Genomic DNA, 20,528 nt, shown 5'->3' with positions numbered 1-20,528 from the left:
GGCCCGGATGGGTTTTCGGTTGATCCAGAAAAACAGTGGCCCGTAATGGGCCGATATGACCCGCTAATGGGCATTATATGGGGCTCAATTTGGGCTTATTTTTACAAACAGGCCAATATATAAGCCCGAATTTTTGGGCTGGTCGTTCGGGCGGTTTTACGGGCCCGGATGTGCCGGTAAACGGATATTCCGGCGGGATTTCCTACGACGGTGAAAACACAGATGAGGGTGCGGCCCTCCTTTGTTGAAACTCCACGCGAAGAACAGATCGGGAAACTGAAATAATGATGGCATTCCCCATTTCAATTTGAGTTGCCAGGGTCCGGCTTTCTTTTTTTCGGAGCGTGAAGCGGGGGACGGGGAGGCGATCATTTTTTTTAAAAATGATTACGCTGCCGGCTCAATGACGATGGCGTCCGGCAACGGTTTGAAATGGTGATCCCCGGTTACGATTTTGAGATCGTTGTTCCGTGCTGTGGCGAGGATTATGGCATCCGCCAGTCCCGGGACTTCCTGCTTAATGTATCTCCCGGCTTGTTCCGCCATTGCCTCATCCATGTTGAGAATCTTGCTCCGTTCCCGTATATCGGCGAGCCTTGGCAAGATGGTTTTTATATCGAGTTCGCGGATGCAGTACCGGGTGACTTCAGTCAGTGTGATTATCGAGGTATAGATCGTTTCGTCGCCTTCGATATATTCGCGGGTTGCCGGGTTGCCCCGCCAGTACTCAATCCACGTCCACGTATCAATGAGGTACCCGATCGGAATCCTCCTCCTCATCCCTGACGAATACCGGTGCCTTTTTCAGACAACCGAATGTTGACGGGAGGCTTCGTCTCCGTTTGATGAGGAGGATTTTGATAACGTCATCGTAGGACTTGACCCGCTCGATCTTTTTGAGATCGTCCAGCTCCTGCTGGATTGGCCGTGAGACCTGGATGGTAGTTGTTTCGGTCATAGAATATAGACTATAGCCTATGACACTATAAAAGTATCTTCATCATCAGGCTGATCGAGGGCTTTATAGTGGACGACCTTTTTGACCGATGCGGGACTGGACCGCTCACGCGGAAACAAGTATCGTGATCACTGGCATTGGGAGCGAGCGCATCGAACGCTTCGTTCAGGCCCCGATAGAGCAGAGCACCATCTTCTCATAGAGGTATGCACGTTGCTGTGGATTCCCTGGATCATGGTAAGACTATCAAAAAAAATACCCGGTTGATCGGGCATTTATAAAAAAAAATATCCGGCCCGGCCGCTTGAGTTCCCCAAAAAAAAAAGATCGGATCGCACTATGAGGATTCCGGTAAAAGACAGGGCCGGTTCCGTGTGGGGGTGGACAAAACCGCCCTTGCCCTCTCCCAATACTAAAATACCGTTCGCGCCAACCTATCCTCCATGAGTGACCCCATCCTTGTCGAGGTTGTCGGCCTCGAATATTCAGAGTGTTCCCCGTTTCCCTGCGATGCGGACCGGACCTGCGGGCTGTCCGAATGTTACCCGTCAGGAAAACTCACAAAAGCGTTTGAGGCGTTAAAAGCGGTTATGAAAGAGACATATGGCGACCGGGTGGAACTGAAACTCACCCTGATCGATGACCGGGTTCCCGATCATATCCGCACAATCCTCGAAAAGGATTACCCGCCGATCCCGATGGTTCTCGTGAACGGGAAACTCACCCGGATCGGGAGGATCGCACTCGACCGGATAAAAAACGAGATCGATGCCTGCGTTTAATCCGGAAACGACATTTTTCAAGAATACCTCTTTTGTGGTGTGACCATAATCCGGACATGGAGTGCCTGTTCTGTTCCGCCATGAATGAAAAGACAGCATCCTTTACGTCAACCTCAACAATTATGCTCTATGAAGGGAAATGATGTAGATCCGTCCCTGTGCAGCAGAATGTGCAAAGGAAGACCCGCACATGCCATGCGCAGAAACAAGCCCTCCCGGGAGGCACCATACGCAGACAATTCACGCAAACACGCCGGATTCTTCCAGTGAGGATGCTACGCTCCTTACCCTGTACGCGCTTGCCGGAGAGGAGTGCGGGAGTTTTGTCACCTTCCGCCCCCATATTTTCCACCGTATCCAGCAGCATTTCCTCACCCCGGGACACACGGTAACAAAGAACCCTGCCACCGGGACCGTTGACGTACGGGAGCTCTCCCCCCGCGAGATGATCCGTGCCGAAAAAGAACTCTGGATCCACTACCACCAGCAAAAGGCAAACGCAGCAACGGACCGGCTTTTTGCGGCGTTTGCCGGGACGCAGCTGGTGGGCGTCGCACGCTGCTCCCGGTACCCGGACGGTTTTGAAGTGGACGGTGTGTACGTTCTTGAAGAGTACCGGCGCCAGGGTTTTGCCCGGTTGGTCATGAAACAGCTGATTGAGGAGTGTGGCCGGCACGATACACTCTACATGCACGCAAAAACGGAGCTTATGGGTTTCTACAGGGAAATGGGGTTCTTCCCGATCCCGGTGGCAGACCTTCCCAAGACAATCCGGGACCGGTTTGGGTTCTCTATAGGTAACCCTGCCGGCATCGATGTCTGTCCCATGAAGCGCGATCCGTCTGCCGGGAACGGGGTACATAGCACGGAGCGCAGAAAATGACATCCGGATACCGGTACCTGAACATCTTCATCACCGGTAAGATGGCATGCCAGCCGCACCGGGGGAACGCTCCGGTGCGACGGACCTGGGGGAGGGCCTGATGATCGGCCTGCTTTTTTACGCCTTCGTCGCGCTCTTCCTTGCCGGTACAGTCGTTTCCCTTTCAGGTGTCGCACGGGATACCCGGATCATCCGCACGCTCTCGCTTGCCTGCACCGCCGGGGCCTCGCTCCTCCTTGTCGTGCTCTCCCTTATCATCCTTGTCAGCGGTGTACCCTTCACGCCTGCGGCATGGCAGCTGTTCCCCGGTTTTTCAGTAGAGTTTTTCATCGACCGGCTCGCCGCGTTCTTCCTGTTCCTGATCGGCAGTGTCTCCGCGTGCGTTGCCGTCTACACGATGGGATACGTTGAGCATATGGAAGGCGGGAACCGCCGGAACCTGCTCTGTGGCTGCATCAGCCTCTTTGTGCTCGCGATGGCGCTTATTGTCGCCTCTGAAAATACAATCTCGTTCCTGCTTTTCTGGGAACTGATGGCAGCAGTCTCCTTTTTCCTTGTTATGTACGAGTATACACAGGAAGAGACCAGAAAAGCCGGGATTTTTTATTTCGTGATGACCCACCTCTCCACGCTCTTCGTGATGCTGGGGATCATCGCAATCTGGTATGCATCCGGTTCGTTCGCGATCGCCCCGGTGCACCCCACACCTGCATCGCTTCCCCTGGTCACTGTCGCGTTCCTCGCACTCTTTACAGGTTTTTCCATCAAGGCGGGGATCATCCCGTTCCACAAGTGGCTCCCCTATGCCCACCCGGCAAGCCCGTCACCCGTGTCGGCACTCATGTCCGGCATTATGCTCAAAGTGGCAGTCTACGGCCTCCTCCGGTTTATCATTACGGTCTTCTCGCCCGATCTCTGGTGGGGAGTACTGATCCTCATCGCCGGCATCTCGTCAGCAGTACTCGGTGTGATATACGCGCTCAAGGAGCATGACATTAAAGGGATGCTTGCGTACTCGAGCATCGAGAACATCGGCATCATTTTTGTCGGCATCGGGCTTTTTGTGATATTCTCATGCACGGGGCTTGCGGTGCTTGCGACCATCAGCCTGCTTGCGGCATTATTCCATTCCCTTAACCACGCACTCTTCAAAAGCCTCCTCTTCCTCACGGCCGGTTCGGTAGTCCATGCCACGCAAACCCGTGACATCGAGAGAATGGGAGGCATTGGAAGGAAGATGCCCTACACCTCGGCATTCTTTTTTACCGGCGCGATTGCAATTGCCGCGCTCCCCCCGTTGAACGGTTTTGCAAGCGAACTGCTGGTATATACGGCATTTTTCCAGTCCGTTGCCCTGGTCGATCCGCTCCTGAAGATACTCCTTTTCCTGTGCCTTGCCCTCTTTGCGCTCACGAGTGCACTTTCAGCCGCCTGCTTTGTCAAGGCATTCGGCTCTGTCTTCCTTGCACAGCCGCGCTCACCGGAGAGCGAAAATGCCCGGGAAGTAAGTTTCCCGATGCTCGCCGGCCCGGCAATCCTTGCCGCTGCATGCATTATCCTCGGGGTCTTTGCTTACCAGATCCTTGCTGCGTTCGGTTATATCCTCCCGATCCCCGACTTGCTCCTCGTGAGCGTGCTCCTCCTTCTCATGGGAGCACTCACGTACATTGTCCTGTATTTCACGGCATCCCGCGAGGTCAGGATCAGCGAGACATGGGGGTGCGGTGCGAAATCGCTGCCCTCCACCACAGAATATACCGGGCACGGCTTCTCGGAGCCGATTGTTACCATTTTCTCATCAATCTACCGGACAAAAAAGACCAGCACAAAGACCTACTATGACCAGCACGACTGCATCTTTGCCGGAGGCACCGCGGAGATCCGGCTCCTGAAAGTTTTCGAGGAGTACCTGTATCTCCCCGTTGCCCGGGGGACTACCCGGCTCGCCGGCGTGATCTCCCGAATGCAGAACGGATGTCTTGACACATACCTCCTGTATGTCTTTATCGCGGTAGTCGCGGTTATTTTCTTTTTGGGGTGGTCGGCATGACCACCGATTTCCTGATTTATGGTGTTCTCAACACAATCTGCGTTGTTCTCGTATCCCCCCTGTTCGTGAGCCTGGTAAAGAAGGTCAAAGCGTGGACACAGGGACGGCAGGGCCCATCGGTCTTCCAGACCTATTACACGCTCGCAAAACTGCTCAAAAAAGAAGTGATCTATTCCCCGAACACATCGTGGATCATGAGGATCACGCCATGGGTATGTATCGCCGCCATCCTCGTCGCCTCTCTCTTTGTCCCCCTTGTATTTGTCACTGTTCCGTTTGGAGGAATCGGGAACATCATCCTCTTCCTGTACCTGCTGGTGCTCGCCCGGTTTTTCATGGCGGTGTGCGGCCTCGATGCGGGGAGCGCATTTGGCGGCATGGGCAGCTCCCGGGAGATGAGCATATCGGCGGTCATCGAACCCACGACGATTATTGTCTTTGCCGCACTCGCCTTTGTCTTCAAATCCCTCAGCATCTTTGACATGGTCTCGGTTGCAGCAGCGGCCGGGACCCCCGTGACCCCGACTCTGATCCTGCTCGGGATCTCGCTTTTTATTATCCTGATCGTCGAGACCTCGCGCATCCCGGTCGACAACCCGGAGACGCACCTTGAACTGACCATGATCCACGAGGGGATGATCCTCGAAATGTCGGGGAAGAACCTTGCTCTCATGGAACTCTCTGCCGCTATAAAACAGACGATTCTGATGGCGCTTTTAATCGACCTCATCGTCCCGTGGGGGTTGGCAACTACGCTCTCCTTTGCTGCCATAGCGGTCGCACTCTGCCTCTTTGCCGCAAAAGGCGCTCTCCTCTCGCTCGTCATTGGGCTCTTTGAATCCTCCATGGCAAAGATGCGGTTCTTCAGGCTGCCCAGCCTTTTTATGATGGCGTTCTTCTTTTCGACCCTTGTCATCATCATCGAGGTGTTCGCGTGACCGATCCCGCCGCATTTTTTGACGGCATCATCAAGATCCTGTTTGTCTGCGTGATCATCACGGCGGCATATATCATTACGACAAAGAATCTCATCACCCTGGTCAGGGTCTACTCGCTCCAGTCGCTCACTCTCGCAGCTATCGCCCTCGCGCTGTACTGGTACGAGGGCACAACCATCCTCCTCGCTATCGCGATCATCACGCTGGTCTTCAAGGTAATCCTTATCCCGTACTTCATCGCAACCATCCAGGAAAAGATCCGGATAAAACGGGACATTGAATTTCATTTCCTCAGTCCGACGAGCTCGCTCTTAATCTCGCTTGCCCTGATGATCGTCATTTACATCACTCTCTCCCGCATCCTGCTGGACACGCTGGTAAAAGGGAGCCTCTTCTTTTTCGGTGCAGTGATCGGTATCTCTCTTGTCCTTATGGGGATGATAGTAACATTCTCCCGGAAAAAAGCGATTACGAAAGTGCTCGGGTATCTCTCTATGGAGAACGGCGTCCTCCTTTTCGGCCTTTTTGCCACCGAGCTCCCGTTTATTATCGAATTTCTGATCGTCATCGATCTGGTTATTCTCATTCTCCTGACCACCATCCTCACCGTCGGCATCGATTCGACGCTTGAGGAGTACCACAACCGTCTCCACCGTTTCTATCTCTGGGAAGAGCAGGAGGAGTCCTCATGATTCTCGTTGCCTACGCCCTCTGTGCAGTGTCGGCGCTCATCCTTATTGCTTTCAGCCGGACCCATCAGCAGCTGAATGCTATTGCCATCGGACAGGGAACGCTCTATCTGGCGATCACCGCGTATGTCCTCTTCTGCGTACCCATACCGGTTGAAACCTTCATGGTCGGCAGCGGGTATTTCTTCATCGACCATCTGGGTCTTTTCGAAGTAATAGTCGCTACCGTGATATTCTTCCTTGCGGCCGTGTATGCACGGGGATATATCGAGAACCTTCTGGTAAGCGGGGATCTGGAAACGGGAAGCCTGAAACTCTTCTATGCCGCGTGGTGTCTTCTTGAGCTGGTGATCGTCCTTGCCTTTTTTTCGGACAATCTCGCGCTCTTCTGGATCTTTGCCGAGATGACGACCATCATCTCAGCAATGCTGGTCGCCATTCTCTCGGCAAAAGAGAACATTGACGCAGCGCTCAAGTACATCTTCGTCGCTTCTGTGGCGATGCTCTTTGCCTTTGTCGGGCTTATCTTCCTCTTCGAAATCTCCCGCTCGGCATCAGGCACCGGTACCCTGAACTGGACGGTATTGATGCAGCACGCGTCGGTATTCCCCCCCGGCATGGTGATCGCCGCTTTCGCGTTCATCTTTATCGGTTTTGCCGCAAAATCCGGCATCTTCCCGTTCCACACGTGGCTTCCCGAAGCCCACGCCAAGGCCCCGTCTGCAGTAAGTGCTATCCTCTCAGGAGTGCTCCTGAACGTGGGTATTTACGGCATCATACGGGTCTTTGCCATCGTCCACCAGACAACCACACTGGCCGCTGTCACGCCAATGCTCCTGCTCTTCGGGGTCCTCTCGATTGCCATAGCGGCGATCTCCATGCTGCCGGAGAAAAATCTCAAAAAACTGATCGCGTTTTCGAGCATCGAGAACATGGGCATCCTGCTTATCGGTCTTGCTGTCGCCACACCTCTTGCGATTTTCTGGGTGATATTCCACATCATGGCGCATGCATTCACAAAGGCCTCGCTCTTCTTCTCGGCTGGCATCCTGCACCGGCAGTACAGGAGCCAACTCTCGGCAGACGCACCCGATGATATCCACGACGTGTTCCGGTTCCAGCCGCTGGCTGCATGGGGGATCATCCTCGGGGGACTTGCGATCATCGGCATGCCGCCGTTTATGGTCTTCTTCTCAAAATTCTTCATCCTGCTCTCGCTGGGATCGGTTTCCCTCTGGACACTTGCGCTCGTCCTTGTGCTCATTTTTATTGCCACTGCCGCACTCGGATACTTTGTAATCAGGATGTTTGGCCGGGTAACCCCGCCCGGAGAGAGCGTTGATCTTGTACCCTACCTGACGCCACTGAGCATGAAAGCACCCATCGTGATCCTGCTTTCAATCATTCTTATTCTGGGCATCATGTTTCCGGCCGGAGGATCTGCATTCATCAGCCAGATTGTAACGGAGTTGAAGTTCTGATGGCCACCCCTGTCTTTGGAGAGGATGATCCCGCACTTACCGCGATCCGGGAGTTGTTCGGTGCTGCCGCCGTGCCTGCCCGGATCGCCTGCGGAGGGAACCGGGAATATTCTCTCGTAGTGAGCGAACCGGAGTTCGCTCTGGCCATTCCGTATCTTGCCGCCAGAAAATTTGTTCTCATCAGCCTGTTCTGTGTTGAAGGTTTATACAGCGAGTCGGGCCATTCGCTCCAGTATATCTTCGAGCGCAAGGGCAGCCTCCTGATCCTTATCAGGAATATTACCGCTGACCGGGCGACTTCCATCGCCACCATATTTCCCTCTGCCTCATGGCCGGAGCGGGAATGCCGGGACGGCTTTGGGATCGGGTTCGAGGGTGCGTTTGACACCCGGCGGCTTGTCCTGCACGAGACCTATCCTGCCGGGTTTCGCCCGCTGAAAAAGTCGTTTTCCAATGCACCCATAACCACTGTCCAAAACATCAGCATAGCTGATGAATACCCCTTCCGGAAAGTGAGCGGCGAAGGTGTTTACCAGGTGCCGGTCGGCCCGGTTCATGCCGGCATCATCGAACCCGGACACTTCCGGTTCAGCGTTATCGGGGAAACCATTTTTAACCTCGAGATCCGGCTGTTCTACACCCACCGGGGCATCGAAAAACTTGCCGAGGGTAAAATCCCGCAGGACTGCGTGAAGATCGCAGAAGCGGTAAGCGGCGATGAATCGGTGGCAAATGCGACCGCGTTCTGCATGGCAGTCGAACGGCTCTCGGGAATCACGGTGCCTGACCGTGCCTGGTACCTGAGGACGATTTTCTGCGAGTCAGAACGGATCTGCTCACACCTTGGCGATCTTGCGGGGATGCTCACCGATGTCGCGTTTGCCCTTGGTGCCAGCCAGTTTGCCGTGCTGCGCGAAAAGATGTTCCGTGAGAACGAAAGGCTGACCGGCTCCCGGTTCATGCGGGAAATGCTCTGCACCGGCGGGGTGAGGAAGGATGTTTCAACCGGTGAACTTGCCGGGCTCAGGGAGTTCCTCAAACAATTCAGAAAACAGTGCAGGATAGGCATTTCAATCGTGCTTTCGACGCCATCGGTGATCGACCGTTTCTCGCAGACAGGAATCATCAGAAAGCAGCTGCTCCGCCCGCTCAATATCACCGGTCCTGCCGCACGCGCATCGGGTGGCAGGGTGGATGTCCGGGTGAACCACCCGTACGGAATTTATGACCGCTTCGTTCCTTCACTCCGGCCGCTCACCGAAGGAGACGTACTTGCCCGGTTTACCGTGAAGGCAGCGGAGATCATGGACTCAATCGACCTGATCGAAAAAATAATAGATGCGATGCCGGAGGGGACTGTCCACAGCGATGACCCGCCCCGGGATGGCAGTGCGCTTGCGCTCGTAGAATCTGCACGGGGGCAGAACCTCTGCTGGGTCTGGATTCGTGACGGAAAGATCAACCGGTACAAAGTCAGGACCGCCTCATACTGCAACTGGCTTGCGATCGAGCACGCAGTCCCGGGCAATATCATCGCCGATTTCCCGGTCATCAACAAGAGCCTGAACCTGTCGTACGCCGGGACTGACCTTTGAGGTGCTACAAGATGGTAAATGCATTTTCCTGCCTCTTAAAAAAGAAAGTAACCGGGACGCTGCCGTTACCTGATGAAGAGATCGAGCGTATCGGCAGGGAGATTAAGCAGATTGCCGAAGCACAGTTTGGGCGCAGCCTTGCGATCCGCGAGCTGGACGCGGGCAGCGATAATGCTGCCGAGATCGAGTTAAACAACCTCTCCAATGCATTCTATGATGTGGAACGGTTTGGCATCACGTTCGTTGCCTCCCCGCGCCACGCCGACGTCCTGATAATTACCGGCGCAGTCACCCACAACATGGAGGTTGCGGTCAGGAAAACCTATGATGCGATGCCCTTCCCGAAATTTGTGGTGGCGGTCGGGGATGATGCCTGCGATGGCGGGATATACCGGGGAACATATGCAGTACTCGGCGGCGCGGACAAAATTCTGCCGGTCGACATCAGGATTCCCGGCAATCCGCCTGCCCCCCTGCAGATCCTTACCGGCCTGCTCGCACTTATGCGAACCGCCGGTAAAAAACAATAAAAATCACCTGCTCCGTGATCTTCGTCCCTGTACCGGGCATACTTTATACCGGAAGAAGGTAACCGGATATCATAATGAGCCCGGTTCGGAAATGGGGGGCAGGTCCCTATTCAGTTGCCGTCATCCACGGGGGCCCGGGCGCCCCGGGTGAGATGGCATCGGTAGCCCGGGAACTTTCCGCGGTCAAAGGCGTACTTGAACCCTTCCAGACCGAGACGACCCTTGAAGGGCAGGTACGGGAGCTCCGGTCCGTCCTTGTCGGGGACGGCATGGGACCGCTCACCCTCGTGGGTTTCTCGTGGGGAGCGTTGTTATCATGGATGGTAGCTGCCCGCTATCCGGAACTGGTAGGCAAGCTGATCCTTGTGGGCTGTCCGCCATTCGAAGAACAGTACGCGGCATCGATCACAAAAACCCGACTCGGTCGTCTGAGTCCGGAAAACCGGGTGGAGGCTGAGAGGCTGCTTGCACAGCTGGAGAAAACCGACGCAGACGGAAAAGAAGGAGACAAAAATGCCCTCCTCAAGCGGCTGGGAAGCCTGCTTGCCCGTGCGGACAGTTATGCCCCCCAGACACCTGAAGACAAATCATTTTACTGCCAGTACGGCGTCTTCAAAGGTGTCTGGGATGAAGCGTGCGATCTTCGTCATAAAAAGATGCTCTTGTATATGGCCCGGACGATCACCTGCCCGGTAATTGCAATTCATGGGGATTATGACCCTCACCCTGCCGAAGGTGTAAATATTCCGCTTACACGGGAACTTAAAAATTTCCGGTTTGTCCTGCTGAAAAAATGCGGCCACCGGCCCTGGATTGAGCGAAATGCTGCAGAAGAATTTTATCGCCTCCTGGTACAGGAAATCTGACGATAAAAAATTGGCGGGCAGGTTATTCTGCGTCGCAAAAATAAAGGTTATTCATGGATTTTTTTTCATGCTGCGGGTCATCTCAATCCCGTGATTACATCACAGCCCATGCGCAGGGAGAGGATTGCTGACGCCATAGTGAGAATCCTGGAGTTCCCCTGGAGTTCCTGCCGTGTCCCGGTGCACGTTGAGGATGACTTATGTTTCGTGAAGCACTCCCCGTTCTCTGAGCTGCGTGAGTACCCGTTCTTTCTTCGCGATGGCGGCTTCCGACGCCCGCAGGACTCCTTTTTTCATTTCCTCGAAGTCCCCGACCTCGGTATCGACCACTTTTTTTACCGGCGTATACGCAGACTCACGGAACCGGGGCTGGAAATCATGTTCTTTTCCCTCCTTCATGAGCACCGATGCCGGTTTTCCCTCCTCCACGTACCCGATCTCACGGCAGGTTACACCGGTCGACGAGATCACCCGGGTCACTGCACCGGATGCAGACTCTGGTACGACAATCAGGAGCGCATCAAGGGAAACACCAAGGTAATCAATCTCCAGGACTTCGAGCATCTCCCGGACCTTATGATTAACCAGAGGGAGGGTATCTTCCTCCCGCACTACCATCCGGCACCGGGCGGTCTCTGCCATCTCAAAGATATCCCCACGGAGACCCCCGTTGGTTACATCGGTCATCGCATGGATTTGGGAAAAAACCGGATCTTTGATGAGCGCCTCGCAGGTTACGAGGAAATTGAGATTGATCGTCTCTTCGACAACTTCAGGGAAACCGGAATAAATAGCCGACGTTGCAATCGTCCCGCCACCCGCACCCTCCGTCATCAGCAGCACATCTCCCGGCTGTGTTGATTTGCGGGCGGTCAGGTGGTGGGCCACACCGACGGCACCGACGCAGCCGGTCATCCTGTTTCCAAGAACCATATCCCCCCCAATCCGGAGCGTTGAACCAGTAACCAGGGGTACGTTCATGGCTTCGCCCACCGTTGTGATCCCGGCGGTATAGTCAAATATTTTTGCCACATCTCCGTCATCGGCCACATGGATGTCGGAAAAGAGCATGACCGGCTTTGCCCCCATCACGTAGAGATCACGAAGTGTTGCGCGGGTTACGTGGAATCCGGCAAGATATGGATAGTCCGAGAGCCGTGAATGCATCCCGTCAACAGTGCAGACAATATACTCCCCGCAGGCCCTGACCGCCCCGGCATCGTCCATCTCGTCCACCCCGACAGATGCCCGGGTTTTGCCGATGATCCGGGCAATTTCCCGGTGTGCAAAAAAATCACCTTTCCCCCGTGAACCGACACCAAACTCTCCCATCTTCACTAAGGCCGGGTCAAATGAGAAAAAGTCCCCGGACAGACCCCGCGTGTTTTTAACCTCTTCTACAACTGCACGGGAAAAGGCTTGCACATACGCAGGCTTCGTGCGTTTTATTTCCCCTACGCGTTCGGCGAGACTTTTGATTATGGATTCTTCATCATCACCGGCCGCGAGATGCATACGGACATATTCCTCAACATCCATGCTTTCCGTATTCGTGCCGGAGCCATAAATACCACCGGTATTTTCACGGCCGGATCCGGGTATTACCGGCGCAGGATACCCAGCACTTCCGAGAAACAATGGAGGGCATCATCAAACTTTTTTGCTTTTAAAAGAGAAAGCCCCCTGACGATCCCTGCCCTGACATCGTGAACATCGATATAATAGGCCTGGTCAAATGCACGAGCCGATTCCTCCAGTCTCCCCAGCGCGAAGCAGGAGTTGCTCAGCACGACCCATGCATCGGCAATTGAAGCATCTTCTGAAAGTGCTTTCTCAAGACAGGTTATCGCTTCTTCGTGCATGCCGAGCTTGGAGAGGGCCAGGCCTTTCCGGTAGAGAGCTCGCGGGTGAAGAGGATTAATGGCAAGCGCACAGTCAAGCGTTTCAAGAGCTTCACGGTACTTTCTCTGGTTAATATATGCAATCCCCCGGTTAAGAAGGGCTGAAAAGTAAAAAGGGTATATCCTGAGGGCTCTGTCATAGCAGGATATCTCGTCTTCGTACCTTTTCAGCCTCCCAAGGGCATAGCCTTTGTTCACCCAGGCCGAGAGGTACCGGCTCCGCAGATCCAGCGCACGTTCGCAGCACTGGATCTCTGCCTCGTATCGTCCCAGCATACCAAGGGCGACACCTTTGTTGTTCCATGCCGATGAATTCCTGGGATCGAGTGCGAGTGCATGTTCACAGCACTCCACTTTTTCCTCGAATCTGCCAAGTTTACCCAGGGCAAAACCTTTGTAATTCCATGCATCGATACAGGCAGGATCGATACAGAGCGCCCGATCACAAGACTCAATCTCCTCCTGGAATCTCCCCAGTTTTCCCAGGGCAAAACCCCGTCCTGCCCACGCAGATGCCAGCGCCGGATTTACATCCAGTGCGAGAGTGAATAACGTAAGAGCCTCGTCGTGCCTGCCTTCCCTTCCCCGTGCAAGACCTTCACGGTAGTAATCAAGATCTGATCGCACATTTCCGCCATTTTCCACGCCAGGTACCTGAATCATGTTCCTCGGGCGAATTATTTCGGTTACCAGTTCATCACACAGAGGGGATATGAAGATCAGAAATACGAGTGCTGACCATCATTGTTTTTCTGATTTTTTAAGGTATGCATAATTCCCGGCCGGATAACATCGGTCAGCCTCTGGTGATGCCGGCACTGCCAGCTCTGCCTGCCATTGTGCCAATATGTTTTTTTTCATCATCATACCTGTACCCGGTATTATACTGACATAGCGGATCACCATACGATTAGCCATTCGTGTTTGAAACCGCCTGTTTTTGCTTTATTCCACCCGGTACCCCCGCTCTGTGAGATACACCTGACGGCGCTCTTCGACATCGGGGACAGATTCCGGGATACTTTTTTCTGCATTGTTCCAGATTGCCCGCAACACGGTATCGTCTGAGTGCAGATTAAGGGTTCCGGTCACCATACCCAGAGGATTCCCATCAGGATCCATGATCCGCATGATCGCACAACGGTAAAATTTGCATTGTACCGGGCTGTCGTGATGAATCGTGCATCGCAGGAGACAGCCATCGGGACGGAGAAAACGGCAGGCATGGGGATGCTCATCGGGAAATGCGTGATGAGAAAATATCTCCCGCTTGTCCTCATCTATGCGGGCCGTAAATGTCGTACCGGTGGAAACCGATTCACAGGCAAACTCGAAGGGCCCGACCTGGTGATCGATGACAATATAGTCACCGAGATACATGCAGCAGGTTCCGCATTGCCGGCAGGTAAAAGCCATATTTATTCTCCTTTCGCAATCCCGGAAAATCTCCACGGCATCGGGAGATATGTTCTGCGACAATCTTACGTATTTATCGGCTCACACTCACGGGTTACACCTACTGGATCTTGTCGGCCGCGGCCCGGGCCAGTTCCTTTAGTGTTTCAAAATCCGTCGTTGTGCCACTCATGGTCAGTTCTTCGTAAACATCTTTTTTGGTGAAGATGATTGAGTATGTCGTAACCGAAAGGGGATTTTGGGTGCCAGCTTTGCGGTATGCAAATGTCTGTTCCCCCATATTCGGGCAGGGTAATTCATAGATCTGTGTCGTTCCGTTCTCCTGTGAGGTGATGTCCTCTTCCTTGATGTCGAATACCTTGTTCATGTTTGCCAGAGGGAAGAGATCGATGACCTGACTCAGTTCGGTCAGATCGTATTTTTCCTGGTTCATACGGTAATACGTGACCATGTACCCGGCTCTCCAGCCAAGATCATGCGACATCTGGTCCATTTCCAGGTACGTAAGGTCGGATCTGTCCTTGAGGATGTAATCTGAGGGCATATCGGAAAGCTGGAGTGCCATCTGCGAAACCGGAACAGTCGCAACCGGGCTTTCCGTTGTTGGCACGGCAGTTGGCGCAGGGGTCCGGGTCGGTGAAGGCACGGCAGGATACGGGAAAATTGCCGAAAGGCACCCGGCACTTATGAGCACCGCTGCGAGAATCGCACAGAGAACGCCAGATCCGGTATGCATAAGGTACGATTGACAATATCAGATAAAATGCTTGCCGGGAGGTTCTGATTCTCCGGTGTTCGCTAAAAACAGTGCCGTGTAGGTAATTTTTATATCCCCTTCTCAATATCCGGGAAGGCTCAAACACTCTATTCCGCACCGAAAAACCATCCTTTATTAAAGAGGGATAATTGTGCCGGCAGGCAGTACTACGATGCTTAACGAGAATCACTATATCCACTTGACCCCACCCGTAAGGGCACCGAAGCTCAGTATCGAACCTTCCGCTATCAAAAAGTGGAAAATGAGCAGCAGGCAATCACCTGTATTCTCACGTGTTCTACAAAAAGAGGATTGCGGTAGTTCGAAAATAGGATCCGGGCCTCTTGCTGCAGCAGGGATTCCAGACCGGCAGTTGATGACAGAACTGACCTTTATCCAGAACCACATCATAAAAAATGTGTTTTTGACCGGGGATTATCCGGTGAGCTCTGAAGCTGGCTCCCGGCATTCCGCCCGCAAAGGACTGCGGAGTTTTTCTGTCCGTTATCAGGACACGGATGCTTGCCGCGAAAACGCTCAAAGGAGTACGCGCCCGTCACGGTCCACTTCCGGATTCGATGGCCTTTATACTATAAGGATAATCGATTTATTTAGCTTCATGGGCGTGAAAGGACACGGACAAATATCTTTTTCTCGGCAGACATCCCAAGATTGAAAGAATAGTGGGAGGGAGAACCAGTATGGATGATCCAGAGTTACAGGGTGACGAACAGATACTCATACGGACGCAGGGTGTCCACGTAAAATCGATTTCTTTTGAAGCAATCCTCACCAACAAACGCATTATCCTCGTTGACAGGTTAAAGAACCTCCTGCCGCCCAAAGAGATCCCGCTTGCTACTATCCAGTCCATTGAAGGGGGGGAGAATGCAATCCGGGATCTTGTCATAACGCTTGGGGTCATTACCAAGACCGGTGGAGCACGGCAGATGGTGCTGACCTTCTCCCGGGCAGGCGGGGGAAACCGGGTTAAGGAGAGGGATGAATGGGTCCGCCATATCCGGGCTCATCTTACCCCTTCGTTTGAACAGGTGGTTCGGAAGGTCATCCCGGGCATCGGGACCCCACCAGCGGAGCTGAACAAGGCGGCACCACAATCCTTCGGGCAGGTCGGGTCCCCGGCATCCCCCCTGCAGCCGACCGAATCTCCCCTTTCTGTAAAAAAGATTGTAGAAGATCCCCCGGAGTCCTGGCAGGCTCCGTCACCTGCCCCCAAACCAGTACCTGAAACGGTACTCGGCACCTATTGTACCCGGTGTGGTTCAAAGGTACCGGATGAGTCCGAATTTTGTAACAAGTGTGGTTCGCGGATTGTACGTCCGGGAGAAACACCTCAGGCACAGCCTTCAGCAGGAGGTCCATCGATACCAGTATCGCCAGCCCAAAAAGAGCGAGAGCGCCCGATCGATCACGATAAGGTGTACATAGAACCTCTGATCGAAAAATCCCCGGAAACAGTCCCGACCTATCCCCGTCGTACAGCCCGGGAAGAGCCGGATGTATTCCCCCCCGTTCCCCCGGAACCAGTCTCCATGAGACCTGTCGTCCCGGACCACCCGGTAGCAGCCAGAGCGGTCCCTGCTGCTGCCCCTCTGGCGAAAAAACGGTTTATGCCTCAGCTCTTCTCCCCCAAAGACCTGGGCCCGACACCTCTCATTCCATCATCTATGCCCACGGCAGTCCCGCCACCACCGAAAAAACCCAAAAACAAAAAGAAAATTCTTCTTGTTGCAGGAATCCTCGTAATCATTCTCATCGCTGTGGTCGCGGCGGTCGTTGTCCTGCCAAGGATGGGTTCGCTGGGAAATGCCCTCCACAGTTCCACGGTATCTGCTACCGCTACTCCTACAATTGCTCCCAAAACGACAACATCCGCCAGCAGTACTAACACCACGGTTGTACTGGTAACCCAAACACCGGTTTCCATCCCCCAGACGGGGGTCTATGTCATTGTCAATTATCTCGGCGGTTTCAACGGCTCGTATAGTTCCGGTGGCGTAACCACGAATGTCCCCGGGGACTCGGGAGCAAGGCAGTATCAGATCGCAAACGCCACCGGGACAGTGACAGCGACTTTCCAGAAAAACGACAAAACCACCACACATGCATTGACCGTGAGTATCTACAATAACGGAATCCAGCTCAAGACCGGCAATACCAGCGCGTCCTACGGGAATGTCACGGTTACTGCATCTGTGTAATCGGCCCGTTTTCCTCTTTTTCCACGTACAACTGTTAATATATACATGACCATAGTAGTTGATGTGAACAGACCATGACAGATACCACCAGGCCCCCGGTTCCAAAAGGAGCGGAAAATCTTGCGAAGCAGGGTATTGATGTCCTGATCAGTACCCTGCATAACAGTGCTGACCCGGCGTTCAGGAGGTATGCGGCTTACCTGCTGGGAAATGCAAGAACGCCACTGGCCATCAGACCCTTAATCGAAGCGTTCGGGGATTTGGACAAATCCGTACGGCAACAGGCAATGCTTTCGCTGGTTGCTACCGGGAAAGCAGCAACCGAACCTCTGGCTGATGCTATGAAAGATCCCAAATGGGAGACACGGTACCGTGCCGCCGAAGCGCTCGGGAAACTTGCCGATGAGAAGGCCATAAAGCCACTTGTCCAGGGTCTCCGGGATAACCGCGACCATGTCAGATATATGGCCGCGAAAGGGCTGACCGATCTGAAGGATTCTACGGCAATCGATCCGCTGATCATTCTCTTAAAAGACGATAACCGGTTTGTGAGAACAATGGCCGTGAGGGCTCTCTCTGCAATTGGCGGTGAGAATGCAAAGACGGCCCTCAGGGACGCTCTTGCAAACGAAAATGATGAGAAGGTCAAAGAAGCAATGAACGAGGCGCTGAAATAGTACGGTCCGAAAAGATCCCTCCTCACAATACCTGATACCACAACGGGAGGGAGCCGGCAGCACTCGCACGATGAGCGGTCTTTTGTCAATACCCCTCTGCCGAAAAATCATCAATACGGGAAGAATTCCTTTTCAGGGCTCCCTGCAGAAATCATCAGAAGATCTCCCCCGGGGGAGGACGCCCGGACAAGTTCTGCCTTTTTCTCTCCCTCTCCATGGAATCCGTTATAACGTGATATCTCCTGTAAAGAGGATCCAGCATCCTGGTACTGCAGGTGAGCGGTTCAGGAGAAGTGCTCCTGCCCCCTCCTTCAGCATGTGTTTGTAATCTGTAAAACGCCACTCTTTTCTCCCGGAGCCACATTTTTGCCCACTTACCGGGAGTGAAAAATTAATTGCGTACCTTTATCACGTCAGGTAAGTGATCACAATAATCAAAGGCCACAACCGCACCAGCCTGTATACCGCACGGTGATACCGTTTGGGAAATAATAAACCATTATCTGAAAAAACCCGTTCTTTCTCCCATTCGCTTCTTGTCGTGATGATTGTTCTGGTCATTTTTCTTGTCGCCATCATGACCGTGTATGATTATATCGATCTCAAAAACATGACCGATAACGAATTTTCCAACCTTCAGGTTCAGACCGAAGACAGCATTACTGCAGCACTGCATCTGGATGACACGGCCACCACCATTATAGATGATCAGCTCGATCAGCAGATGGTAAGCGGGTTTGACATACTCTTTGCCGAATACAATCGTTCCGGTGAAAATCCGGCAGACATGAACCTTACCAGGGTCAAAGAGATCCCAGGCGAAGGATACGATATCTATGTCATCAACGAGTCCGGCGTGATCGTCTACACCACGTATCCTCCTGAACAGGGAGAAGATTTCCGCAATATTCCCTACTTTTACCTGTACCTGACAAAGGTCAGGCTGTCGCAGGGTTTCTTCCCGGATCGCGTGGTCCGGGAGATACCGGACACCGGTACGTTTCGTAAATATGCCTACCAGCCTACGCCGGATCACCGGTATGTTATGGAGCTAGGCTATTCATCACCCTCTTTCAACGAGACCAATCTCAGGCTGGATGATAAAGATACTATTGCAAGATTTGTTTCTTTTAATCCATTTATCGACGAGTACCACATTTTTGATATGATGGGGCGCAGTACAGATGACAACAGCCTGCCGGACAATCGTACGGAGACGGTTCTCAGGCAGGTAATTGCCAGCCGGCAGACTACAGAAACCGATGACCCGGTAAACCACACGGAAACCCGGTACCTTTTTGTCGATCTCGAAAATCCCGAATTTGGTTCCGATATGAGCAGGATCGTAGTACTCACCTATGATACCGGACGGGTCCGGAATGCTCTTAACCGTCTCGTTTTTGTCCACCTCTTGTTTGGAGGGTGTGCTATTGTGATCGGGTGCATCCTTGCATATTGGCTTTCCCGGAGAATGACCCGACCCATAGAGAACATTGCCCATGATGCAGATATTATTGCCAGCGGTAATTTTGAACACCGGATCGGTACGACAGCGGCCCGGGAATTTGTGATTCTGGAAAAGAGCATCAATACGATGGTGGATTCGCTCAAGACCGCAGACCAGAAACTCAATGACGAGGAGGTCTTCCACCAGGATCTTATCGATCAGATACCGGTGGGAATCTTTCTTAAAAAAATGGATATGGGAAAATACGTTTTCTGGAACCGGGCAAGCGAAGAGATCTTTGAGCGCAAGGCACTGGATGTGATTGGGAAGACGGACGAAGAAATATTCCCCGCTGCTATGGCGGCACAGATAAAAAGAGAGGATGCGGAGGCTCTTGCCTCACGGGTGGAGATCAAGTATAAGAAGATCACGACAAAAACGCGGGGGCAGTGTGTTATCCACATGATCGTCGTCCCGATCTATGATTCTCAGAGATCCGTCAGGTACATGCTCGGTATCGCCGAAGATGTAACCGATGAGGCCGTCACCCTTAAAAAGGACCTGATATTCAGCATTACCCGAAGTGATATTCTCGAACAGCTTGCCGTTATCATGACTTATCTCGAGAGGGCCCAGCTCAAGACCACGCGGGAAGCGATGCAGACGTTCTTTGACAAGACCATTGGATCGGTGGAATCCATCAGGAACCAGATTGCATATGAGAGGGCATTCCAGAGCCCCGGTATCATCACACCTAAATGGCAATCGGTGAATCAGGCATTTGCCGAAGCGATCCAGATGCTGCCCGAACCTAACGTTGATATCAGTTCCAGGGTAGGTGACGTCGAGATCTTTGCTGATCCGTTACTCCCCCGGATCCTCTTCAGCCTGTTATCCCAGTCATTCCAGCATGGAGGACCTGCACTCTCGAAAATACAAATGACGGCCCGCCAAAGCGGGGAGTCTCTCGTTCTTTTCTATGAAGATGACGGCAAGGGCATTTCCCCCGGTGAGAAAGATCGGATTTTCGAATTCGGGTACAGCAGCGAAAATATGGTCAGCCTTTTTGTAATCCGGGAATTGCTCGGCTTTACCGGAATTACTATCGCTGAGACCGGCACGCCGGGACAGGGCATACGCTTCGAAATGGTGGTGCCAAAAGGGAGGTTCAGGAATAAGAAGTAAAAGAACCGGGCATATCATGGCTTTTTACTGCTTTGTAGAAAACCTGTTTTTAAATTTGTGCAGCCCCCCTCTTGCCCCACCAGTCCCCCGAGGGGGACGGGGTGCACATACGATGCTTTTCGTATTACCTGTGTCGGGGGCATGCCTGAGT

18 protein-coding genes are annotated in these 20,528 nt (G+C 53.2%); 12 read left to right on the top strand and 6 right to left on the bottom strand.

What is annotated here, in order from left to right:
- Nucleotides 1-387: 387 nt before the first annotated feature.
- Nucleotides 388-780, bottom strand: coding sequence for a PIN domain-containing protein (locus ACLQMU_RS09910; RefSeq protein ID WP_422149318.1), 393 nt, complete (start codon nucleotides 778-780; stop codon nucleotides 388-390).
- The gene (locus ACLQMU_RS09905; RefSeq protein ID WP_422149319.1) at nucleotides 746-958 is read right to left on the bottom strand and encodes a hypothetical protein; all 213 of its coding nucleotides are present in this window, start codon (nucleotides 956-958) and stop codon (nucleotides 746-748) included. Before ACLQMU_RS09905 ends, ACLQMU_RS09910 begins: the two co-directional genes overlap by 35 nt.
- A gap of 443 nt (nucleotides 959-1,401) precedes the next feature.
- Between ACLQMU_RS09905 and ACLQMU_RS09900 the strand changes: the two genes are divergently transcribed.
- The 9 genes from ACLQMU_RS09900 to ACLQMU_RS09860 all read left to right on the top strand — a co-directional run bounded on the left by ACLQMU_RS09900 (nucleotide 1,402) and on the right by ACLQMU_RS09860 (nucleotide 10,772).
- Nucleotides 1,402-1,740 carry a hypothetical protein gene (locus ACLQMU_RS09900; RefSeq protein ID WP_422149320.1) on the top strand — a complete coding sequence of 113 codons (339 nt, stop codon included), beginning with the start codon at nucleotides 1,402-1,404 and terminating at the stop codon, nucleotides 1,738-1,740.
- 190 nt (nucleotides 1,741-1,930) lie between these two features.
- Nucleotides 1,931-2,623, top strand: coding sequence for a GNAT family N-acetyltransferase (locus ACLQMU_RS09895; protein WP_422149321.1), 693 nt, complete (start codon nucleotides 1,931-1,933; stop codon nucleotides 2,621-2,623).
- A 46-nt stretch (nucleotides 2,624-2,669) separates the two neighbouring features.
- Nucleotides 2,670-4,673, top strand: coding sequence for a proton-conducting transporter transmembrane domain-containing protein (locus ACLQMU_RS09890; RefSeq protein WP_422149322.1), 2,004 nt, complete (start codon nucleotides 2,670-2,672; stop codon nucleotides 4,671-4,673).
- Nucleotides 4,670-5,611 (top strand): respiratory chain complex I subunit 1 family protein, encoded by a 942-nt coding sequence (locus ACLQMU_RS09885; protein ID WP_422149323.1) that lies wholly within the window; start codon nucleotides 4,670-4,672, stop codon nucleotides 5,609-5,611. Before ACLQMU_RS09890 ends, ACLQMU_RS09885 begins: the two co-directional genes overlap by 4 nt.
- On the top strand, nucleotides 5,608-6,303 hold the full coding sequence (locus tag ACLQMU_RS09880) for a hydrogenase subunit (RefSeq protein WP_422149324.1): 696 nt from the start codon (nucleotides 5,608-5,610) through the stop codon (nucleotides 6,301-6,303). Before ACLQMU_RS09885 ends, ACLQMU_RS09880 begins: the two co-directional genes overlap by 4 nt.
- Complete coding sequence (locus tag ACLQMU_RS09875; RefSeq protein ID WP_424040436.1) at nucleotides 6,300-7,781, top strand: proton-conducting transporter transmembrane domain-containing protein; 1,482 nt, start codon at nucleotides 6,300-6,302, stop codon at nucleotides 7,779-7,781. The genes ACLQMU_RS09880 and ACLQMU_RS09875 overlap by 4 nt, the downstream gene beginning before the upstream one ends.
- A complete protein-coding gene (locus ACLQMU_RS09870; RefSeq protein ID WP_424040438.1) occupies nucleotides 7,781-9,376 on the top strand; it encodes a hydrogenase large subunit in 1,596 nt (531 codons plus the stop codon). The genes ACLQMU_RS09875 and ACLQMU_RS09870 overlap by 1 nt, the downstream gene beginning before the upstream one ends.
- 11 nt (nucleotides 9,377-9,387) lie before the next feature.
- Nucleotides 9,388-9,906 carry an NADH-quinone oxidoreductase subunit B family protein gene (locus tag ACLQMU_RS09865; RefSeq protein WP_422149326.1) on the top strand — a complete coding sequence of 173 codons (519 nt, stop codon included), beginning with the start codon at nucleotides 9,388-9,390 and terminating at the stop codon, nucleotides 9,904-9,906.
- Between the two features lie 74 nt (nucleotides 9,907-9,980).
- Nucleotides 9,981-10,772 carry an alpha/beta fold hydrolase gene (locus ACLQMU_RS09860; protein ID WP_422149327.1) on the top strand — a complete coding sequence of 264 codons (792 nt, stop codon included), beginning with the start codon at nucleotides 9,981-9,983 and terminating at the stop codon, nucleotides 10,770-10,772.
- Between the two features lie 198 nt (nucleotides 10,773-10,970).
- Here ACLQMU_RS09860 and ACLQMU_RS09855 read toward each other — a convergent pair whose 3' ends face one another.
- The 4 genes from ACLQMU_RS09855 to ACLQMU_RS09840 form a co-directional block, all read right to left on the bottom strand.
- On the bottom strand, nucleotides 10,971-12,311 hold the full coding sequence (locus tag ACLQMU_RS09855) for an AIR synthase-related protein (protein ID WP_422149328.1): 1,341 nt from the start codon (nucleotides 12,309-12,311) through the stop codon (nucleotides 10,971-10,973).
- A gap of 62 nt (nucleotides 12,312-12,373) precedes the next feature.
- Nucleotides 12,374-13,336 carry a tetratricopeptide repeat protein gene (locus ACLQMU_RS09850; protein WP_422149329.1) on the bottom strand — a complete coding sequence of 321 codons (963 nt, stop codon included), beginning with the start codon at nucleotides 13,334-13,336 and terminating at the stop codon, nucleotides 12,374-12,376.
- 282 nt (nucleotides 13,337-13,618) lie between these two features.
- A complete protein-coding gene (locus tag ACLQMU_RS09845; protein WP_443673678.1) occupies nucleotides 13,619-14,089 on the bottom strand; it encodes a hypothetical protein in 471 nt (156 codons plus the stop codon).
- Between the two features lie 100 nt (nucleotides 14,090-14,189).
- On the bottom strand, nucleotides 14,190-14,825 hold the full coding sequence (locus ACLQMU_RS09840; protein WP_424040315.1) for a hypothetical protein: 636 nt from the start codon (nucleotides 14,823-14,825) through the stop codon (nucleotides 14,190-14,192).
- Between the two features lie 722 nt (nucleotides 14,826-15,547).
- Here ACLQMU_RS09840 and ACLQMU_RS09835 point away from each other — a divergent pair.
- From ACLQMU_RS09835 to ACLQMU_RS09825, 3 genes are all read left to right on the top strand, one after another.
- Nucleotides 15,548-17,068 carry a zinc ribbon domain-containing protein gene (locus tag ACLQMU_RS09835; RefSeq protein ID WP_422149333.1) on the top strand — a complete coding sequence of 507 codons (1,521 nt, stop codon included), beginning with the start codon at nucleotides 15,548-15,550 and terminating at the stop codon, nucleotides 17,066-17,068.
- Between the two features lie 74 nt (nucleotides 17,069-17,142).
- Nucleotides 17,143-17,745, top strand: coding sequence for a HEAT repeat domain-containing protein (locus ACLQMU_RS09830; protein WP_424040314.1), 603 nt, complete (start codon nucleotides 17,143-17,145; stop codon nucleotides 17,743-17,745).
- A gap of 481 nt (nucleotides 17,746-18,226) precedes the next feature.
- A complete protein-coding gene (locus ACLQMU_RS09825; RefSeq protein WP_443673677.1) occupies nucleotides 18,227-20,377 on the top strand; it encodes a PAS domain-containing protein in 2,151 nt (716 codons plus the stop codon).
- Nucleotides 20,378-20,528 lie beyond the last annotated feature (151 nt).

Source organism: Methanoregula sp., assembly GCF_052325125.1.
Taxonomy (GTDB): Archaea; Halobacteriota; Methanomicrobia; order Methanomicrobiales; family Methanospirillaceae; genus Methanoregula.
This window is presented reverse-complemented; position numbering and strand designations above follow the sequence as displayed.